This window comes from Klebsiella sp. CN_Kp088 (assembly GCF_040064335.1).
Taxonomy (GTDB): domain Bacteria; phylum Pseudomonadota; class Gammaproteobacteria; order Enterobacterales; family Enterobacteriaceae; genus Klebsiella; species Klebsiella aerogenes.
Genome location: NZ_JBEAIQ010000001.1, coordinates 445,328 through 462,380 on the forward strand (window position 1 = coordinate 445,328; position 17,053 = coordinate 462,380).

Genomic DNA, 17,053 nt, shown 5'->3' on the forward strand with positions numbered 1-17,053 from the left:
ATGCCGGACATTAGCGGAGCAGGAGAAATGTCATGAGTAAATTACTGGATCGCTTTCGCTACTTTAAGCAGAAACGCGAGACCTTTGCCAACGGCCACGGTCAGGTCTACGACAATAACCGTGACTGGGAAGATAGCTACCGGCAACGCTGGCAATTCGACAAAATTGTCCGCTCCACGCACGGTGTGAACTGTACCGGCTCCTGTAGCTGGAAAATTTATGTCAAAAACGGTCTGGTCACCTGGGAAACCCAGCAGACCGATTATCCGCGCACCCGACCGGACCTGCCAAATCACGAACCGCGCGGCTGTCCGCGCGGCGCCAGCTACTCCTGGTATCTCTACAGCGCCAACCGCCTGAAGTACCCGCTGGCGCGCAAACGGCTGATTGAGCTGTGGCGCGAAGCACTTACACAGCATCCCGACCCGGTACAGGCCTGGGATAGCATCATGCAGGACCCCCTGAAAACCCGCAGCTACAAACAAATCCGCGGTAAAGGCGGTTTTGTTCGCTCCAGTTGGAAAGAGTTAAATCAACTGATCGCCGCAGCCAACGTCTGGACCATAAAAAACTACGGTCCGGACCGCGTCGCGGGCTTTTCGCCGATCCCGGCGATGTCGATGGTTTCCTACGCCGCGGGTACCCGCTATTTATCGTTGATCGGCGGCACCTGCCTGAGCTTTTATGACTGGTACTGCGATTTACCCCCCGCCTCGCCGATGACCTGGGGCGAACAGACCGACGTGCCGGAATCCGCCGACTGGTATAACTCCAGCTACATTATTGCCTGGGGTTCAAACGTCCCGCAGACCCGAACCCCGGACGCCCACTTCTTCACCGAAGTGCGCTACAAGGGCACCAAAACCATCGCCATTACTCCGGATTATTCGGAAGTCGCCAAGCTCTGCGACCAGTGGCTGGCGCCGAAGCAAGGTACCGACAGCGCGCTGGCGATGGCGATGGGCCACGTGATCCTCAAAACCTTCCACCTCGATAACCCAAGCGATTACTTTCTCAACTACTGCCGTACCTATACCGATATGCCGATGCTGGTAATGCTCGACCGTCGTGACGACGGCAGCTATGCGCCTGGCCGTATGCTGCGCGCCGCCGACCTGCTTGACGGGCTGGGAGAAAGTAATAACCCGGAATGGAAAACCGTCGCCTATAACGCCGATGGCGAACTGGTCGCGCCGAACGGCTCCATCGGCTTTCGTTGGGGCGAAAAAGGCAAATGGAATCTCGAACAACAGGCTAACGGCCGGGACGTCGAATTAAAATTGTCGCTGCTGGATATGCACGATAGCGTGGTGTCGGTCGGTTTCCCCTACTTCGGCGGCAACGAAAACCCGCATTTCCGCAGCGTGAAGCAGGAGCCGGTAACGCTTCATCAGCTGCCAGCTAAACAGCTACCGTTGGCCAATGGTGAGAGCGCTTTGGTGGTGAGCGTGTATGACCTGGTGCTGGCTAACTACGGTCTGGATCGCGGTCTTGACGATGCCAATGCCGCGCGCGACTTCGCGGATGTCAAAGCCTATACCCCGGCATGGGCCGAGCAGATCACCGGCGTGCCGCGTCAACATATCGAACAAATCGCCCGCGAGTTCGCCGATACGGCGCATAAAACCCATGGCCGTTCGATGATTATCCTCGGCGCCGGTGTGAACCACTGGTACCACATGGATATGAACTACCGCGGGATGATCAACATGCTGGTGTTCTGCGGCTGCGTCGGCCAGAGCGGCGGTGGCTGGTCGCACTATGTCGGCCAGGAGAAACTGCGCCCGCAGACCGGCTGGCTGCCGCTGGCGTTCGCGCTGGACTGGACTCGTCCGCCGCGGCAGATGAACAGTACCTCTTATTTCTACAACCACGCCAGCCAATGGCGCTACGAAAAACTGACCGCTCAGGAGTTGCTATCGCCGCTGGCCGACGCCAGCAAATTCAGCGGCCATATGATCGACTTCAACGTTCGCGCCGAACGCATGGGATGGCTGCCCTCCGCGCCGCAGCTTAATGTTAACCCGCTGAGCATCAGGCAGCTGGCCGACACCGCCGGGCTGTCCCCGGCCGATTTCACCGTCCAGTCGTTAAAAGCAGGCGATATTCGCTTTGCCGCCGAGCAGCCGGATAGCGGCAACAACCACCCGCGCAACCTGTTTATCTGGCGTTCGAACCTGCTGGGTTCGTCCGGTAAGGGCCATGAGTACATGCTCAAGTACCTGCTCGGTACCGATAACGGTATTCAGGGCGAGGAGTTTGGCTCCACTGCTGACGTGAAGCCAGAGGAAGTCGAGTGGCAGACCGCGGCGATTGAGGGCAAACTTGATCTACTGGTGACCCTCGATTTCCGCATGTCCAGTACCTGCCTGTTCTCCGATATCGTCCTGCCGACCGCCACCTGGTATGAAAAAGACGATATGAACACCTCCGACATGCACCCGTTTATCCACCCCCTTTCCGCCGCCGTCGACCCGGCCTGGGAGGCGAAAAGCGACTGGGAAATCTACAAGGACATCGCCAAAAGTTTCTCTGAAGTGTGCGTCGGCCACCTTGATAAAGAGACCGATGTGGTACTGGTACCGCTGCAGCATGACTCTCCGGCGGAGCTGTCACAGCCGTTCGATGTCCTCGACTGGCGCAAGGGCGAATGCGATCTCATTCCAGGCAAAACCGCGCCGTCAATTGCGCTGGTTGAACGTGACTACCCGGCCACCTGGGAACGCTTCACCTCGCTGGGGCCATTACTCGATAAGCTCGGCAACGGCGGTAAAGGCATTTCGTGGAATACGCAAAGCGAGGTCGACTTCCTCGGCAAACTTAACTACGTCAAGCCAAACGGTCCGGCCAAAGGCCGTCCGCGTATCGACAGCGCTATCGACGCCAGTGAAGTCATCTTAAGCCTGGCGCCGGAAACCAACGGCCAGGTGGCGGTGAAAGCCTGGCAAGCGCTGGGAGAATTTACCGGCCGCGACCACACTCATCTGGCGCTGAATAAAGAGGATGAGAAAATCCGCTTCCGCGATATTCAGGCGCAGCCGCGCAAGATCATCTCCAGCCCAACGTGGTCTGGTCTGGAAAGCGAACATGTCTCCTATAATGCCGGTTATACCAACGTTCACGAACTGATCCCGTGGCGTACCCTCTCCGGGCGGCAACAGCTGTATCAGGATCATCCCTGGATGCGCGCCTTCGGCGAGAGTCTGGTGGCCTATCGCCCACCGATCGATACGCGCAGCGTCAGCCAGATGAAGGAAGTGCCGCCAAACGGCTTCCCGGAAAAAGCGCTGAACTTCCTGACCCCGCATCAGAAATGGGGTATCCACTCGACCTATAGCGAAAACCTGCTGATGCTGACGTTGTCGCGCGGCGGGCCCATCGTCTGGCTAAGCGAAACCGACGCAAAAGAACTGGGGATTGAAGATAACGACTGGATCGAAGCCTTCAACGCCAACGGCGCCCTCACCGCGCGTGCGGTGGTGAGCCAGCGCGTGCCGCCGGGCATGACCATGATGTATCACGCTCAGGAACGCATTATGAACATTCCAGGTTCGGAGGTGACCGGTCGCCGGGGCGGCATCCACAACTCCGTGACCCGCGTCTGTCCTAAACCCACGCATATGATTGGTGGCTATGCCCAACTGGCTTACGGCTTTAACTACTACGGCACCGTCGGCTCCAACCGCGACGAGTTCATTATGATCCGCAAAATGAAAAATATTGACTGGCTGGATGGCGAAGGTCGTGACCAGGTACAGGAGGCGAAGAAATGAAAATACGTTCACAAGTCGGAATGGTGCTGAATCTGGATAAATGCATCGGATGCCATACCTGCTCCGTCACCTGTAAAAACGTCTGGAGCAGCCGCGAAGGGATGGAATATGCATGGTTCAACAACGTGGAAACCAAGCCAGGTATTGGTTACCCCAAAAACTGGGAAGATCAGGACGAGTGGCAAGGCGGCTGGATCCGCGGTATCAGCGGCAAGCTTACTCCGCGTCTGGGCAACCGCGTCAGCGTGTTGTCGAAGATTTTCGCCAACCCGGTGCTGCCGCAGATTGACGATTATTACGAACCCTTTACCTACGATTATCAGCACCTGCACAACGCGCCGGAGGGCAAATACTTGCCTACCGCCCGCCCGCGTTCGCTGATTAGCGGTGAACGGATGGATAAGATCACCTGGGGGCCAAACTGGGAGGAGTTACTCGGCGGCGAGTTTGAAAAACGCGCCAAAGACCGCAACTTCGAAGCGATGCAAAAAGAGATGTACGGCCAGTTTGAAAACACCTTCATGATGTATCTGCCGCGTCTTTGCGAACATTGCCTCAATCCGAGCTGCGTGGCGACCTGCCCAAGCGGCGCCATCTATAAGCGTGAAGAAGACGGCATCGTGCTGATCGACCAGGATAAATGCCGCGGCTGGCGGATGTGCATCAGCGGTTGTCCGTACAAAAAAATCTACTTTAACTGGAAGAGCGGCAAATCGGAAAAATGCATCTTCTGCTATCCGCGTATTGAGTCCGGGCAACCGACAGTCTGTTCAGAAACCTGCGTTGGCCGCATCCGCTACCTTGGCGTGCTGCTGTACGACGCGGACCGTATCGAAGAAGCGGCCAGCACTGAACATGAAACCGACCTCTACGAGCGCCAGTGTGATGTGTTCCTCAACCCCAACGATCCGGCGGTCATCGAAGAGGCGTTGAAACAGGGTATTCCACATAACGTGATCGACGCCGCGCAGAAATCACCGGTGTATAAACTGGCGATGGACTGGAAGCTGGCGCTGCCGCTGCACCCGGAATACCGCACCTTACCGATGGTCTGGTACGTGCCGCCGCTGTCGCCGATTCAGTCGGTCGCCGACGCTGGCGGCCTGCCGAGTAACGGTAACATCCTGCCGGCGGTAGAAAGCCTGCGTATACCGTTACAGTATCTGGCGAACCTGCTGAGCGCCGGTGATACCGGCCCGGTCTTGCGCGCGTTAAAACGCATGATGGCGATGCGCCATTACAAACGTTCGCAAACCGTCGAAGGCGTGACCGATACCCGTGCGATTGAAGAAGTGGGCCTCAGCGTCGAACAGGTGGAAGAGATGTATCGCTACCTGGCGATCGCCAATTATGAAGACCGCTTCGTGATCCCCACCAGCCACCGCGAACTGGCGGAGGACGCCTTCCCTGAACGCAACGGCTGCGGTTTTACCTTCGGCGATGGTTGCCACGGTTCTGATACTAAATTCAACCTGTTCAACAGTCGTCGCATAGACGCTATTGACGTCGGGGACGTTCGTCGACATGGGGAGGGAGAGTAATGCGGATCCTCAAAGTCATTGCTCTGTTGCTGGAGTATCCCGACGACGCGCTGTGGGATAACCGCGAGGAGGCGCTGGCGCTGGTCAGCGCCGATGCGCCTGCCCTGACGCCGTTTGTTAGGCGATTACTGGCGGCGCCGCTGCTCGACCGCCAGGCCGAATGGTGTGAGGTGTTTGAACGCGGTCGCGCCACCTCGCTGCTGCTGTTTGAACACGTTCACGCCGAATCACGCGATCGCGGCCAGGCGATGGTCGATCTGATGAACCAGTATGAACAGGCGGGCCTGCAGATCGATTGTCGCGAACTGCCGGACCACCTGCCTTTATATCTTGAATACCTCAGCATTCTCCCATTAGCCGATGCCCGTGAAGGACTGCAGAACGTCGCGCCTATTCTGGCGTTGCTCGGTGGACGCTTAAAGCAGCGCGAATGCGATTACTATCAACTCTTTGACACCCTTCTTGCGCTGGCGGATAGCCCACTCAATAGTGACAGTGTCACCAGGCAGGTAGCGAGTGAGAAGCGTGACGACACCCGCCAGGCGCTGGATGCGGTGTGGGAAGAGGAACAGGTGAAGTTTATTGAAGATAATGCAACCGCTTGCGATAGCTCGCCGATGCAAGCTTATCAACGACGCTTTAGCCAGGATGTGGCGCCGCAGTACGTCGACATCCGCGCCGGAGGCCCGAAATGATACAGTACTTAAACGTCTTCTTTTACGATATCTACCCTTATCTCTGCGGCACCGTGTTCCTGGTGGGCAGTTGGCTGCGCTATGACTACGGGCAGTATACCTGGCGCGCGTCATCCAGCCAGATGCTCGATAAACGGGGCATGGTGCTGTGGTCGAACTTATTCCATATCGGCATCCTCGGCATTTTCTTCGGCCACTTCTTCGGGATGCTGACGCCGCACTGGGTCTATTCATGGTTTCTGCCGATGTCGCAGAAACAGGTGATGGCGATGGTGCTGGGCGGTGTCTGCGGCGTACTGACCCTGGTCGGCGGTATTGGCCTGCTGGCGCGCCGCCTGACCAACCCGCGCATTCGCGCCACCTCCACCACTGCGGATATTCTGATCCTGTGCATTCTGCTGATTCAGTGCGCGCTGGGGCTGACGACCATCCCGTTCTCCGCCCAGCATCCGGACGGCAGCGAAATGCTGAAACTGGTGGATTGGGCGCAGGCGGTAGTCACCTTCCACGGCGGCGCATCGGCGCATCTGGACGGCGTCGCGTGGGTGTATCGCGTCCATCTGGTGCTGGGAATGACTATCTTCCTTATCTTCCCGTTCACCCGGCTGGTTCACGTCTGGAGCGCGCCGATAGAGTATTTCACCCGCCGCTACCAGGTGGTGCGCTCCCGGCGCTGAGCGCTGGCGGCCCCAGCCATGCCCGTTTACCGGTAGCCCGGACGAGGCGCCTGTGCCGACTCCGGGTCATATTCATCAGCCCCGGCTCCAGCCTTTATGCCGGATGGCGGCTACGCCTTATCCGGCCTACAACGGCGAAACTGCGCTTTCTTCGCCGTCGTCATCAGCGTTACTTCCCGGCTTCCGGATGGGTATCGAACGCCGCCATCACTGCTGCCAGCGCGGCTTCGCTGAAGCCGTGCTTCGGGTCATCTACACCAAGTCCGAAGCGGGTTTGCAGCGTTTCATAAAGCGCCGACACGTCCGCAAGATCCACCTTCTCCACTACATGGTTATTTTCCCAGTGGGTAAAATGGAAATTGGTGAGCGTCATTTTTCCGCCGTCCGGCAGATGACGACACATCAGCAGATGATGGCGGAAATGGGACTGCGGCCAATGCGCCGACCAGAAGTTACCCATCACATAATCAGAGGCATATTGTCGCCCCAGATCGAAATGGTACATCGACTGCCAGTGTTCATGATGATTAAACTGCAGCGTCCACTCATCGCCTTCATGAACCAGGCGGTAAACACCATGCGGCGTATGCTGCGGAATATCGGCCAGCAGCTTAATCGGCGCGGTCAGGGTTTGCCCCCCAAAGCCGACATCAGCAATCCAGCGTTCGCCTTCGACCTCCACCAGCAGCAAGCGATGGGTACGCGGCGGCATCTGCGGCGGATTCGCCAGCACCACGCGGCCCAACAGGCTGCGAACCGAGAAACCGATCTCGCTTAGCGCCCGCTGCAACAGCCCGTTCTGTTCAAAGCAGTAGCCGCCGCGGCGGGCGGTGATTAACTTTTCTTCCAGCGCCCGATCGTCAAGGTGGATTTCACGCGGTAGCAGAACGTCCAGGTTTTCAAACGGGATCGCGCTATTATGATGGCTATGCAACTCCCGCAGGGTGTCAATGGAAACATCGGGGGTTCCCGTCCAGGCCAGACGAGTAAAATACGCGCTTAAAAATGGGGTCATCAACGCCTCCAGCTTTTGGTGTCCGACATTTATAGCCTATTTTTTCCCCGCGACGGTGTATTTTGTGCGATCGCGCCAGCTGATATCTGATTTACATAGCCGTTGATGTATTGATTACCTTTGTATTGTGAATAAACTACTTACAGGCATTCGCCCACTCACCAAGGAACGCTTATGAGCCGTTTTCGCCACGTGGAACTTCAGTACGCCAGCCGCCTGCTCAACCACGGCCCGACCATTATGATCACCAGTTATGATGCGCAGTCAGGACGGCGTAACGTGATGTCCGCCGCCTGGTCGATGCCGGTTGAGTTTGCCCCGCCGCGAGTGGCTATTGTGGTGGATAAAAGCACCTGGACGCGGGAGATCATTGAGCGTAACGGCGCCTTTGGCATTGTGGTGCCGGGCGTGGCCGCCGCCAGTTGGGTCTATGCAGTCGGCAGCGTGAGCGGGCGTGATGAAGATAAGTTCAATGCTTACGGTATCCCGGTGGTGAATGGGTCCGAACTGGGGCTACCGTTAATTGAAGAGAAATGCCTGGCGTGGATGGAATGCCGTCTGCTACCCGCCACCGCGGCACAAGAGCAATACGATACGCTGTTTGGCGAAGTGGTTGCCGCCGCGGCCGATGAACGAGCCTTCGTCAGCGGGCGCTGGCAGTTTGATGATGACAAACTCAACACTATTCACCACCTCGGTACCGGCAATTTTGTCGCCAGCGGCCGTCACGTGCAGGCGAATACGCCACATAATTAACAGAACGACGGCAACTCTGCCGTCATTCCCTTTCACCATCTTTTAGAGTAAGTGATAAGACGGCGAGCTTATCATGAAGCGATGAAAGTGACTTCCACCTTTAAGGTTGAAGTTAGCTTTAATTTTATCTAAATGCGCATAAATGGTTTTTACCCGCAGTCCCAACGCTCTGGCAATGGCGTTCACCGGAGTGCCTTTGGCGACATGATCAATAATCATCATTTCTCTTTCGCTGAGCGGAGCCCCATCTTTTGCCTTCATTACACTAAAATCCGGTTGACCATCATGATGATATAATTGCCGATGCTTGATCGTTAACAATAATTTTTGAACATTGTCTATGGTTTCACGACTGCTTATCCATAATATATTTTGGCGAAATAAAAGCCGCCGTGAGTGAACGTTTCTGGAGGTGCTCACACCCATAATCATGCCCTGATAAAATTGAGATAGCGCATAAATATGCTTGTAATCTTGATAGCCATGTAACGGCAATATAATGAGATCCGCTTGCTGTATAGAATGATTACAAAAATCCAAATCAGCGTAATCGATCTCATTATCGTCAGAAGCTATCTGTTGCAGACAGTGTTCCACGCCCAGTCGGAACCAAATATCCTTACTATTAATTATCACCTTCAATTTTATAACCTTAGCATGAAAACGACAGGCATACCTTGAATACGGCAGACCCTATGGCTATTAATTTAGCTCGGACAGCTCACAAAGCTGAACGGTCGCATCATTATTCTGGCAGAATGGTTTATGAGTTCTTACCGAATAAACACTCGTAACGTAATGACTATTGATATAATAACCCTGAGTCTTAACGCGTAATATAATCTCTTGTTCGATGCCGATATCCTTCAGGATCCGACGTAAATTTTGCATCACTTGCCATAAACGTTGTGATGAGGGCCTTAAATCATTTTTCTCCCAGACATGTACCATCAACTCTTCATCACTAACCATTCTTTCAAGACCATGTTCAAATAAATACTCAATTAAACAGGCCATCGTTTTTCGTAGACGGATGTTTTTTCTATTACCACTTACAGTAGCTATTTCCCGGTACTTCAAGAAGTAAAAAAAATCATCCTCTAATTGGTAACCAAGTAACGCACTACCTATTATCATTCATCTCTCCATGATAAAAATCATCATTTCAAAGGCAGGTTACATGGCAAATCAGCAATCGCCTAAACAATTTTGATATGCATAATAATCAAAACATAAAACTACATTTAAATACATATAAAGCGCAATGCACTATATAGTGCAGTATTATCAGTTATTTATGTTGATTAGGATTATTCTTAAATGGCCAATTACTTTACAAAAGGTAAATTAATGAAAGGTATGGAAATCAAAAAAAAGCCACTTTTATTGATCTGGATCAATAAAGTGGCATATCTTTCGCTCAAGTAAAATTGACCTCGGCCGATGGTAGTCTATTTAGCGTGACGAAAATGCGCTAACGGCGGCCGGTCTTTTACATTCGGTATCCCGGTTTCTTAATCAAAGAATCCATCTGCGGCGCGATTTCATTATCCCATACCTGCTGCCAGTCGCTCTGCTGCACCTGATTGAGCGCAACGCTAACTGAACTGTCTTTTGTACTAAGATGGCGGATCAGAACTTCAGTGATTTCCGCAGCCAGCGCATTTTTTTGCTCTTCGCTCAGTTCACGGGGAAAACATTTAATATCGACATGTGGCATAGCAGGCTCCTTATTCTTGGGAATTTAAAACTATCACAGGTTTCCTGATGCAAGTCACAATTAGTGCTTTAAAGAAGATTGTTGTCATGCAGTACCTGCTGCAGCTCCGTACGGCGATAAACCGCCTGCGCCACGGCGGCAAACTTTGGCGTATGCGCCGCGAACCACTCTCGGCGCGGCCCCCAACTGTACATCGCGGCAATATAGCAATCCAACAGCGTGATATCCCCGCCCAAGGCGTAAGGCGCGGCAGCCAGCTGTTGTTCCAGCCATAGATACAGTGATTTGCGGTATTGCTGACAGCTCTCACGCAGTTCGTCAGGCGCTGAGGCTGTCCAACGTTCGGGATAGTCGGCATAGGTGAAGGTAGGATAAACGTTAGCCACCAGCCAGATCAGCAAACGTTGAAACTGCCGGCGCTGTGGCGTACCGGCTGGCGGCGCCAAATCCGGGCGCTCGTCGAGGATCATCAGCGCTATCGCCGCCGACTCCGTCATTACGCTGCCATCAGCCAGCAGCAAAGTGGGCACCTGACACAGCGGGTTGATCGCCAGCAGTTTCTCTCGCTGCGCGCCTGGCTGGTCAAAACCATCGACATTGATAAATTGATAAGGGATATTGGCCAACGTTAGCATCATCTCGCTTATCGCCGAGCCCCACCCCAGCACGCCATACAATTTCATCATCGTCAGCTCCCGCGTAGAAAACTTTTAGCGTAGCACTAATTCCGCGCGGCGCTGAATTCGCGCCAGGCGACGATGGCCACCAGTACCACCGGAATCAGTACCGAGTAAAAGCCCGCCAGGATGTAGCCCAGCGCTCCGAGGCCTGCTCCCAGCAGAAAACCGAGCACCGAAGCCCCCGATTTTTTGATTTTCTCTCTATTCTCGCGGTTAGGCGCCTGGCACCAGTTCACCACATCGATGGTTAACTGCGTGACGTTGCCGGTCATCATCGTACTCGGGCTGGTGGTGGGTAATAATAAACGGGTGGTTGCATTCCTCACCCCCATCGCCATTACGCCTGCCATGCCGGTGATTAACGCGGTCGCGCTATCCGCGCCGACAAAGGGCTGCCACAGCAGCCCCAACAGGCCGAAAAGCAGTAACAGCAGGATCTCGACGACGAACAAGCCGCCAAGGAAGCGTGGCGTGATAATTTTTCGACGTTTGATAACCAGCGTAACGATCGCCACCGCCAGCATAAAAACAGGAATGGCGAGCAGTTTGGATAAAATACCTTCGCTGTTAGTGGCCAGGGCTGCGCCGGCCACCACCAGGTTTCCCGTGACATGGGCGGTAAACAGGCCAAACAAGGTGATGAAGCTGATGGTGTCGATAGCGCCGCCGGAAGCGGCGAGCAACGCGGGTTCACGATGGTGCTGCCAGCGTTGCTCCAGTAAGAGTTGGTTTTCAGCCACAGTGATTAATCCATTAAAAAGACACACGATGTAGCCATGAGTATAGCAATCCCTGCTATGAATAATCATTGCATCAATAGGTTATCCCCGGCGGATTGACCTCCGATTGCCTGACTTCCTCCCCCTGTTCCCCCCAGCGCGCGAGCACCTGCTGATACTCGCCGCGAGCGATCGCGCCGTTTAGCGCCGCCTGCAGCGCGTATACCAGCCCATTGCCTTTTTTAGTAGTCGTCGCCACCCAGGCTTTTTTGGGTCCCAGCCCGACGACTTTAGTTTTCCCGTTTAATGCAGCCTTATAAGAGGCCACCGACTGCGGGCCAAAAAAGATATCCGCCCTTCCCGACTGAATATACAAATTGCCGGAGGCATCGTCAGTAAGATAAACCGGTAACGCCGGCTGACGGCCGGCGGCTTCGTTTTCCGCATTCCACCCCAGCAGGATCCGCTCCTGGTTGGTGCCAGAACCGACAATGACTTTACGCCCCGAGAGATCCTGCGCATTTGAAATCCGCGTGATCTCACTGGTTGATTTGACCGAAAAGGCCAGCGAGTCAACGCGGTAGGTGGCGAAATCGAACTTCTCTTTGCGCTTCTCGGTCACCGCAATGTTAATCAACGCCACATCGTAACGCCCTGCCGCGATCCCCAAAGGCCAGTCCTCCCAGGCCGTAGGCACCAGCTTCAGTTTCAGTCCAAGGCTACCCGCCAGTAAACGGGCAATGTCCGGGTCGCTGCCGATGCGCGTACGGTTGTCGCTGGCCAGCAGCGCCAGCGGCGGCGAATTTAACGCCGAAATCGCCACCGTCAGCACGCCGGGCTCCACAAAACGATAGTTCGGAGGAATTTTGCTAATCGCGTTATCATCTCGCGTCACCGGCAATGGCCGTTCATTGGCGCGCAAATCAAGTTCGGCGCGCGCCTCGCCGATGCTCAGGAGCAGCATGAGAGCGGCAGCTAATTTCCTCATGCCAGCACCCGTGATAAAAATTGCCGGGTGCGCTGGTGTTGCGGATTATTTAACACTTCATCGCTGCTGCCCTGTTCAACGATTTTGCCATCGACCATAAACACCACCTGGTCGGCTACCTCGCGGGCAAAGCCGATTTCATGCGTTACCACCACAAGCGTCGTCCCGGAGCGGGCAAGTTTTTTGATCACATCAAGCACTTCGCCAACCAGTTCCGGATCGAGCGCCGAGGTAGGTTCATCAAACAAGATCACGCGCGGATTGAGCGCCAGCGCGCGGGCGATGGCGATGCGCTGCTGCTGGCCGCCGGAAAGATGCCGTGACCAGGCATCGGCTTTGTTGCGCAAACCGACAATGTCCAACAGTTCATACGCACGAGCAATCGCCTCTTTGCGACTGGCCTGTTTATGGGCAATCGGCGCTTCAATCAGATTCTCCAGCACCGTCAGATGCGGGAACAAATTGAAGTTCTGAAATACATAGCCCACGTTAACCCGCTGGCGGAGGATCTCTTTTTCTTTCAGCTCATACAGCTTGTCGCCTTGACGGCGATAGCCGATATAGTCGCCATCAATCTGGATAAACCCTTCATCGACCCGTTCAAGATGGTTAATGGTGCGCAGCAGCGTCGATTTTCCCGAACCGGACGGCCCCAGGATCACCGTCACCGTTCCCGGCGCAATCTCCAGGGAGACATCATCCAGCGCTTTATGACGACCAAAGTATTTACTGACCCCGGTTATCGAAATATGACCATTACGAGAGTTGAGCATGGACGGCCTCCTGCGGCTGACGAGCCGGTTGGTTAACGCGATTACTACGCACGCTGTTCACCGCCGAGCGCCGTTCGCTGCGCGCCAGCGCGCGTTCAACCAGGTACTGAATTGCAGAAAGCACGCTGGTAATCACCAGGTACCACGCGGCGCCCACCATCAGTAACGGGATCACTTCCTGGGTGCGGTTATAGATCATCTGAATGGTGTAGAACAATTCCGGCATCGCCAGCACGTAAACCATCGCCGTCCCTTTTGCCAGGCTAATGATTTCATTGAACCCCGCAGGCAGAATGGTGCGCAGCGCTTGCGGCAAAATGATCCGCAGCGTACGTCGCCAGGCGGGGAGTCCCAGCGCGGCGGCGGCCTCATATTGCCCGTGATCCACGCCCAAAAAGCCTCCGCGGATAATTTCGGCAGTATAGGCGCTCTGCACCAGCGTCAGGCCAACTACTGCCGTGGAGAACTGCCCCAGTACATTGATAGTCTGGTAGCTCGCCCAGGTTATGCCGGTGAAGGGGATCCCCAACGATAAGCTGTCGTAGAGATATGAAAAGTTGTACAGAATGATCAACACCACGATTAGCGGCAGCGAACGAAACAGCCAGATATACCCCCATGCCAGGCTGCTGAGCAGCCACGACGACGACAAGCGGGCCAGCGCCAACAGGCCGCCGAAGATGACACTTAAAAAGGTACCAAGTAGCGTGAGCAGCAGCGTTTGCCCCAACCCCTCAAGGATCACCGGGTCGAAGAACCAGTGTGCGAACACCCCCCACTCCCAGCGCGGATTGAACGCGACCGACTGCACGACGACCGCCAGCACCAGTAGGGCCAATACCGCCCCGGCGACACGCAGCGGATAGCGAGCCGGAACCACTTTAATCGTTTCAGATGATTGCATGACGCCTCCTTAAGCGCTGTGGCTGAGGGCGCTAACCGCCAGCGCTTTAGTGAACCGCAACCGCCCATCATAGGGCGGGCGGCTGTACTCTTCCGGGTCGCGAGTGAGATCAAACTGTGCTTCGTACCCCTGGCTTAAATAGAGCTTTACCGCTTCCGGCTGGCGAAAACCGGTGGTGAGATAAATATGGCTATAACCTGCCAGCACCGCCCGGCGCTCGAGTTCCTGTACAACCCTGGCTGCCAGCCCCTGTTGACGCAGCCGACGATGCGTCCAGATCCGCTTAATTTCCGCGGTGTGCGGATCTTTCGGCTTGTAAGCGCCGGTGGCGATGATTTCGCCGTCACGCTCCAGCACAATAAACAGCCCCTGCGGCGGCAGATACCATTCGGTTAACTCCACTTCCGCATCACGAGAAAAATAGTCGCCGTAACGGGCGGCGTACTCGGCAAACAGGCCGCTAATAATCGGCTGTAGCTCCGGCGCGTCCGGAGAGATATCACGGAATGCTTCGCTCATAGCGCCTCCTGTTAATCGCCCAGCCCGGCGGGGTTAATTTCCGATTGTGGAATGCTCTCCACGCCTTCGCCCCAACGATTGAGCACTTTGGCATAATCGCCGCTGGCGATAGCGCCATTCAGCGCCGCCTGGACGGCATTGACCAGCCCGCTGCCTTTCTTCAGCGTCACCGCGATATGCGCCGCCTTCGGCCAGCCGCCGTCCACGCTCCCCACCAGCTTAGTTTTGCCGGTTAGCGCCGCTTTCCAGGCGCCAATGACGTTAGGGCCAAAGTAAGCATCGGCGCGGCCAGTTTGCAGAGCCAGCGTCTGCGCGGCGTCATCCTTGGTGTAGACCGGTATAAACGCTTTAAGCCCGCGCTTAACGTTTTCCGCATTCCATGCGAGTAAGATTGCCTCCTGATTGGTGCCGGAGCCGACGATAATCTTCAGCCCGGCAATATCTTCCGCTTTGTCGATCTTGTTCAGTGGGCTGGTGCTTTTAACGTAAAAACCCAGCGAATCTTTACGATAAGTGGCGAAATCGAACTTCTCTTTGCGCTCTTTGGTGACGGTAATATTGCTGATCGCGGCATCATATTTGCCGGAGGCGACGCCAAGCGGCCAGTCTTCCCACGAGGTCGGAACAACGTTGACTTCGAGGCCGAGGCTGTCAGCCACCAGACGCGCAATATCCGCCTCGCTACCGAGCAACGTTTTGTTATCATCAGAAAACACCGTCAGCGGCGGCGAGTTTAGCGCCGCAACCGCGACGGTAAATTTCCCCGGCACCGCCAGGTGCAGATCTTTCGGCAACAGCGCAATTGCCTGCGGATTTTTTGCCTTATGAATCGGGGTTTTATTGGCTTCCAGGCTAACTCCGGTGCCATTGATATTGACGTCCTGCGCCCACGACGGGGCGCTAATTGCCAACGCGAAGGCCAGCAATAGCGTTGATTTCTGCATAGCGCGGTTCTCTTTTATTATTTTTCGAATTGGTTAATGGGCAGATCCAGCCCCAGGCTTTCCCGCAGCGTGGTGCCTGGATAGTCGCGGCGGAACAATCCGCGCGCCTGCAGCAATGGCACCACTTCATCAACGAAACGCGGGAAGGTTTCCGGCGTGCCGCCCTGAATAATGAAGCCATCGGCGGCGCGTTGTTCGAACCACAGCTGTAAGCCGTCGGCGACGTCGCTGGCCGTGCCGGAGAAGCGCGGGCGCGGGCTGGCGGCCTCCAGCGCCACCTGGCGCAGGGTTAATCCCCGTTCACGGGCATTGCGTTTAATCTCATCGGTGGTGCTGCGGAAGCTGTTTTGCCCAAGGTCGCCAATATCCGGGAAGGGTTCATCCAGCGGATATTGCGCAAAATCATGATGCTCGAAGTAACGACCCAGGTAATTCAACGCGTCGTCGATCGAGACCAGCGCCGCCGTGGTCTGGTATTGACGCTCCGCATCCTCCGCGTCGTCACCGACGATTACGCTGACGCCCTGGAAAATATGCAGTTGATCCGCACTGCGCTGATAGGCAGCCAGTTGGCTTTTGACATCCTGATAAAACACCTGCGCCTCGGCTAACGATTCCTGGTGGGTAAAAATGGCATCGGCGTGGCGAGCGGCTAATTTTTTGCCGTCATCGGAGGCGCCGGCCTGGAAAATAATGGGCCGTCCCTGCGGCGTGCGGGCAATATTCAAAGGACCAGCGACTTTAAAGAAATCGCCATGATGATTAAGCGTATGCAGTTTATTTTTATCAAAAAACTGACCGCTCTCTTTATTACGCACAAAAGCGCCGTCTTCCCAGGAATCCCATAATCCTTTAACCACATGAAGATATTCGTCGGCGATGCGATAGCGCAGCGCATGATCGGGATGCTGGGCGCGGGAGAAGTTTTTCGCCGAGCCTTCCAGCGGCGACGTCACCACGTTCCAGCCAGCGCGCCCGTGGCTTAAATGGTCAAGGCTGGCGAACTGTCGCGCGGTCGTGAACGGTTCGCTATAGGAGGTGGAGAGCGTGCCGACCAGCCCCAGACGATCGGTCACCGCCGCCAGCGTTGATAATACCGTTAACGGCTCAAAACGATTTAAAAAGTGCGGGATGGATTTTTCGTTAATATATAACCCGTCGGCGACAAAAATAAAATCGAGTTTCCCCTGCTCGGCTTTTTGCGCCGTTTCTTTCACAAATTCAAAATTAATACTGGCATCCGCCAGCGCCGCCGGATGACGCCAGGCGGACATATTTCCAGAGGCGCCATGTAAAATCGTCCCCAGACGTAATTGCCGTTTTTCAGACATAGTGACCCCTTACCCTGT

General features: G+C 55.2%; 15 protein-coding genes and 1 pseudogene. 5 read left to right on the forward strand and 11 right to left on the reverse strand.

Annotated elements, in window-relative coordinates:
• The first annotated feature begins 32 nt into the window (after positions 1-32).
• The 4 genes from ABLV08_RS02180 to narI are packed head-to-tail and all read left to right on the forward strand — an operon-like array spanning position 33 to position 6,686.
• Complete coding sequence (locus ABLV08_RS02180) at positions 33-3,773, forward strand: nitrate reductase subunit alpha (RefSeq protein ID WP_063443163.1); 3,741 nt, start codon at positions 33-35, stop codon at positions 3,771-3,773.
• Positions 3,770-5,314 (forward strand): nitrate reductase subunit beta, encoded by a 1,545-nt coding sequence (gene narH / locus ABLV08_RS02185; RefSeq protein WP_348855491.1) that lies wholly within the window; start codon positions 3,770-3,772, stop codon positions 5,312-5,314. The genes ABLV08_RS02180 and narH overlap by 4 nt, the downstream gene beginning before the upstream one ends.
• The gene (narW, locus tag ABLV08_RS02190; RefSeq protein ID WP_015705535.1) at positions 5,314-6,009 is read left to right on the forward strand and encodes a nitrate reductase molybdenum cofactor assembly chaperone; all 696 of its coding nucleotides are present in this window, start codon (positions 5,314-5,316) and stop codon (positions 6,007-6,009) included. The genes narH and narW overlap by 1 nt, the downstream gene beginning before the upstream one ends.
• Complete coding sequence (narI, locus tag ABLV08_RS02195) at positions 6,006-6,686, forward strand: respiratory nitrate reductase subunit gamma (protein ID WP_015366445.1); 681 nt, start codon at positions 6,006-6,008, stop codon at positions 6,684-6,686. The genes narW and narI overlap by 4 nt, the downstream gene beginning before the upstream one ends.
• A gap of 169 nt (positions 6,687-6,855) precedes the next feature.
• On the opposite strand, the gene nhoA is transcribed toward narI, so the two are convergent.
• A complete protein-coding gene (gene nhoA, locus ABLV08_RS02200; RefSeq protein WP_015366444.1) occupies positions 6,856-7,701 on the reverse strand; it encodes an N-hydroxyarylamine O-acetyltransferase in 846 nt (281 codons plus the stop codon).
• 174 nt (positions 7,702-7,875) lie between these two features.
• On the opposite strand from nhoA, the gene ABLV08_RS02205 reads away from it, so the two are divergent.
• Positions 7,876-8,457 carry a flavin reductase family protein gene (locus ABLV08_RS02205; protein ID WP_042897282.1) on the forward strand — a complete coding sequence of 194 codons (582 nt, stop codon included), beginning with the start codon at positions 7,876-7,878 and terminating at the stop codon, positions 8,455-8,457.
• Positions 8,458-8,499: 42 nt separating this feature from the next.
• Here the strand turns inward: ABLV08_RS02205 and ABLV08_RS02210 are convergent, their stop codons facing one another.
• The 10 genes and pseudogenes from ABLV08_RS02210 to ABLV08_RS02255 all read right to left on the reverse strand — a co-directional run bounded on the left by ABLV08_RS02210 (position 8,500) and on the right by ABLV08_RS02255 (position 17,035).
• Positions 8,500-9,093 carry a LuxR C-terminal-related transcriptional regulator gene (locus ABLV08_RS02210; RefSeq protein ID WP_230981861.1) on the reverse strand — a complete coding sequence of 198 codons (594 nt, stop codon included), beginning with the start codon at positions 9,091-9,093 and terminating at the stop codon, positions 8,500-8,502.
• A gap of 66 nt (positions 9,094-9,159) precedes the next feature.
• Positions 9,160-9,594, reverse strand: coding sequence for a winged helix-turn-helix domain-containing protein (locus tag ABLV08_RS02215; protein ID WP_020078688.1), 435 nt, complete (start codon positions 9,592-9,594; stop codon positions 9,160-9,162).
• 355 nt (positions 9,595-9,949) lie between these two features.
• Positions 9,950-10,177, reverse strand: a complete 228-nt coding sequence (pptA, locus tag ABLV08_RS02220; RefSeq protein ID WP_015366439.1) for a tautomerase PptA — start codon at positions 10,175-10,177, stop codon at positions 9,950-9,952.
• Positions 10,178-10,245: 68 nt separating this feature from the next.
• A complete protein-coding gene (locus ABLV08_RS02225) occupies positions 10,246-10,863 on the reverse strand; it encodes a glutathione S-transferase family protein (protein ID WP_348855494.1) in 618 nt (205 codons plus the stop codon).
• 35 nt (positions 10,864-10,898) lie between these two features.
• A complete protein-coding gene (locus ABLV08_RS02230; protein WP_047080862.1) occupies positions 10,899-11,597 on the reverse strand; it encodes a YoaK family protein in 699 nt (232 codons plus the stop codon).
• 73 nt (positions 11,598-11,670) lie between these two features.
• Positions 11,671-12,540: a transporter substrate-binding domain-containing protein gene (locus ABLV08_RS02235; protein WP_348855555.1), complete on the reverse strand. Its 870-nt coding sequence runs from the start codon at positions 12,538-12,540 to the stop codon at positions 11,671-11,673.
• Between the two features lie 20 nt (positions 12,541-12,560).
• Positions 12,561-13,337, reverse strand: coding sequence for an amino acid ABC transporter ATP-binding protein (locus tag ABLV08_RS02240; RefSeq protein WP_015366435.1), 777 nt, complete (start codon positions 13,335-13,337; stop codon positions 12,561-12,563).
• Positions 13,321-14,241: an amino acid ABC transporter permease gene (locus ABLV08_RS02245; protein WP_045414113.1), complete on the reverse strand. Its 921-nt coding sequence runs from the start codon at positions 14,239-14,241 to the stop codon at positions 13,321-13,323. The genes ABLV08_RS02240 and ABLV08_RS02245 overlap by 17 nt, the downstream gene beginning before the upstream one ends.
• Before the next feature lie 9 nt (positions 14,242-14,250).
• The gene (locus tag ABLV08_RS02250; RefSeq protein WP_020078687.1) at positions 14,251-14,760 is read right to left on the reverse strand and encodes a GNAT family N-acetyltransferase; all 510 of its coding nucleotides are present in this window, start codon (positions 14,758-14,760) and stop codon (positions 14,251-14,253) included.
• Between the two features lie 11 nt (positions 14,761-14,771).
• Positions 14,772-17,035: pseudogene (locus ABLV08_RS02255) on the reverse strand (NtaA/DmoA family FMN-dependent monooxygenase).
• Between the last annotated feature and the right edge of the window lie 18 nt (positions 17,036-17,053).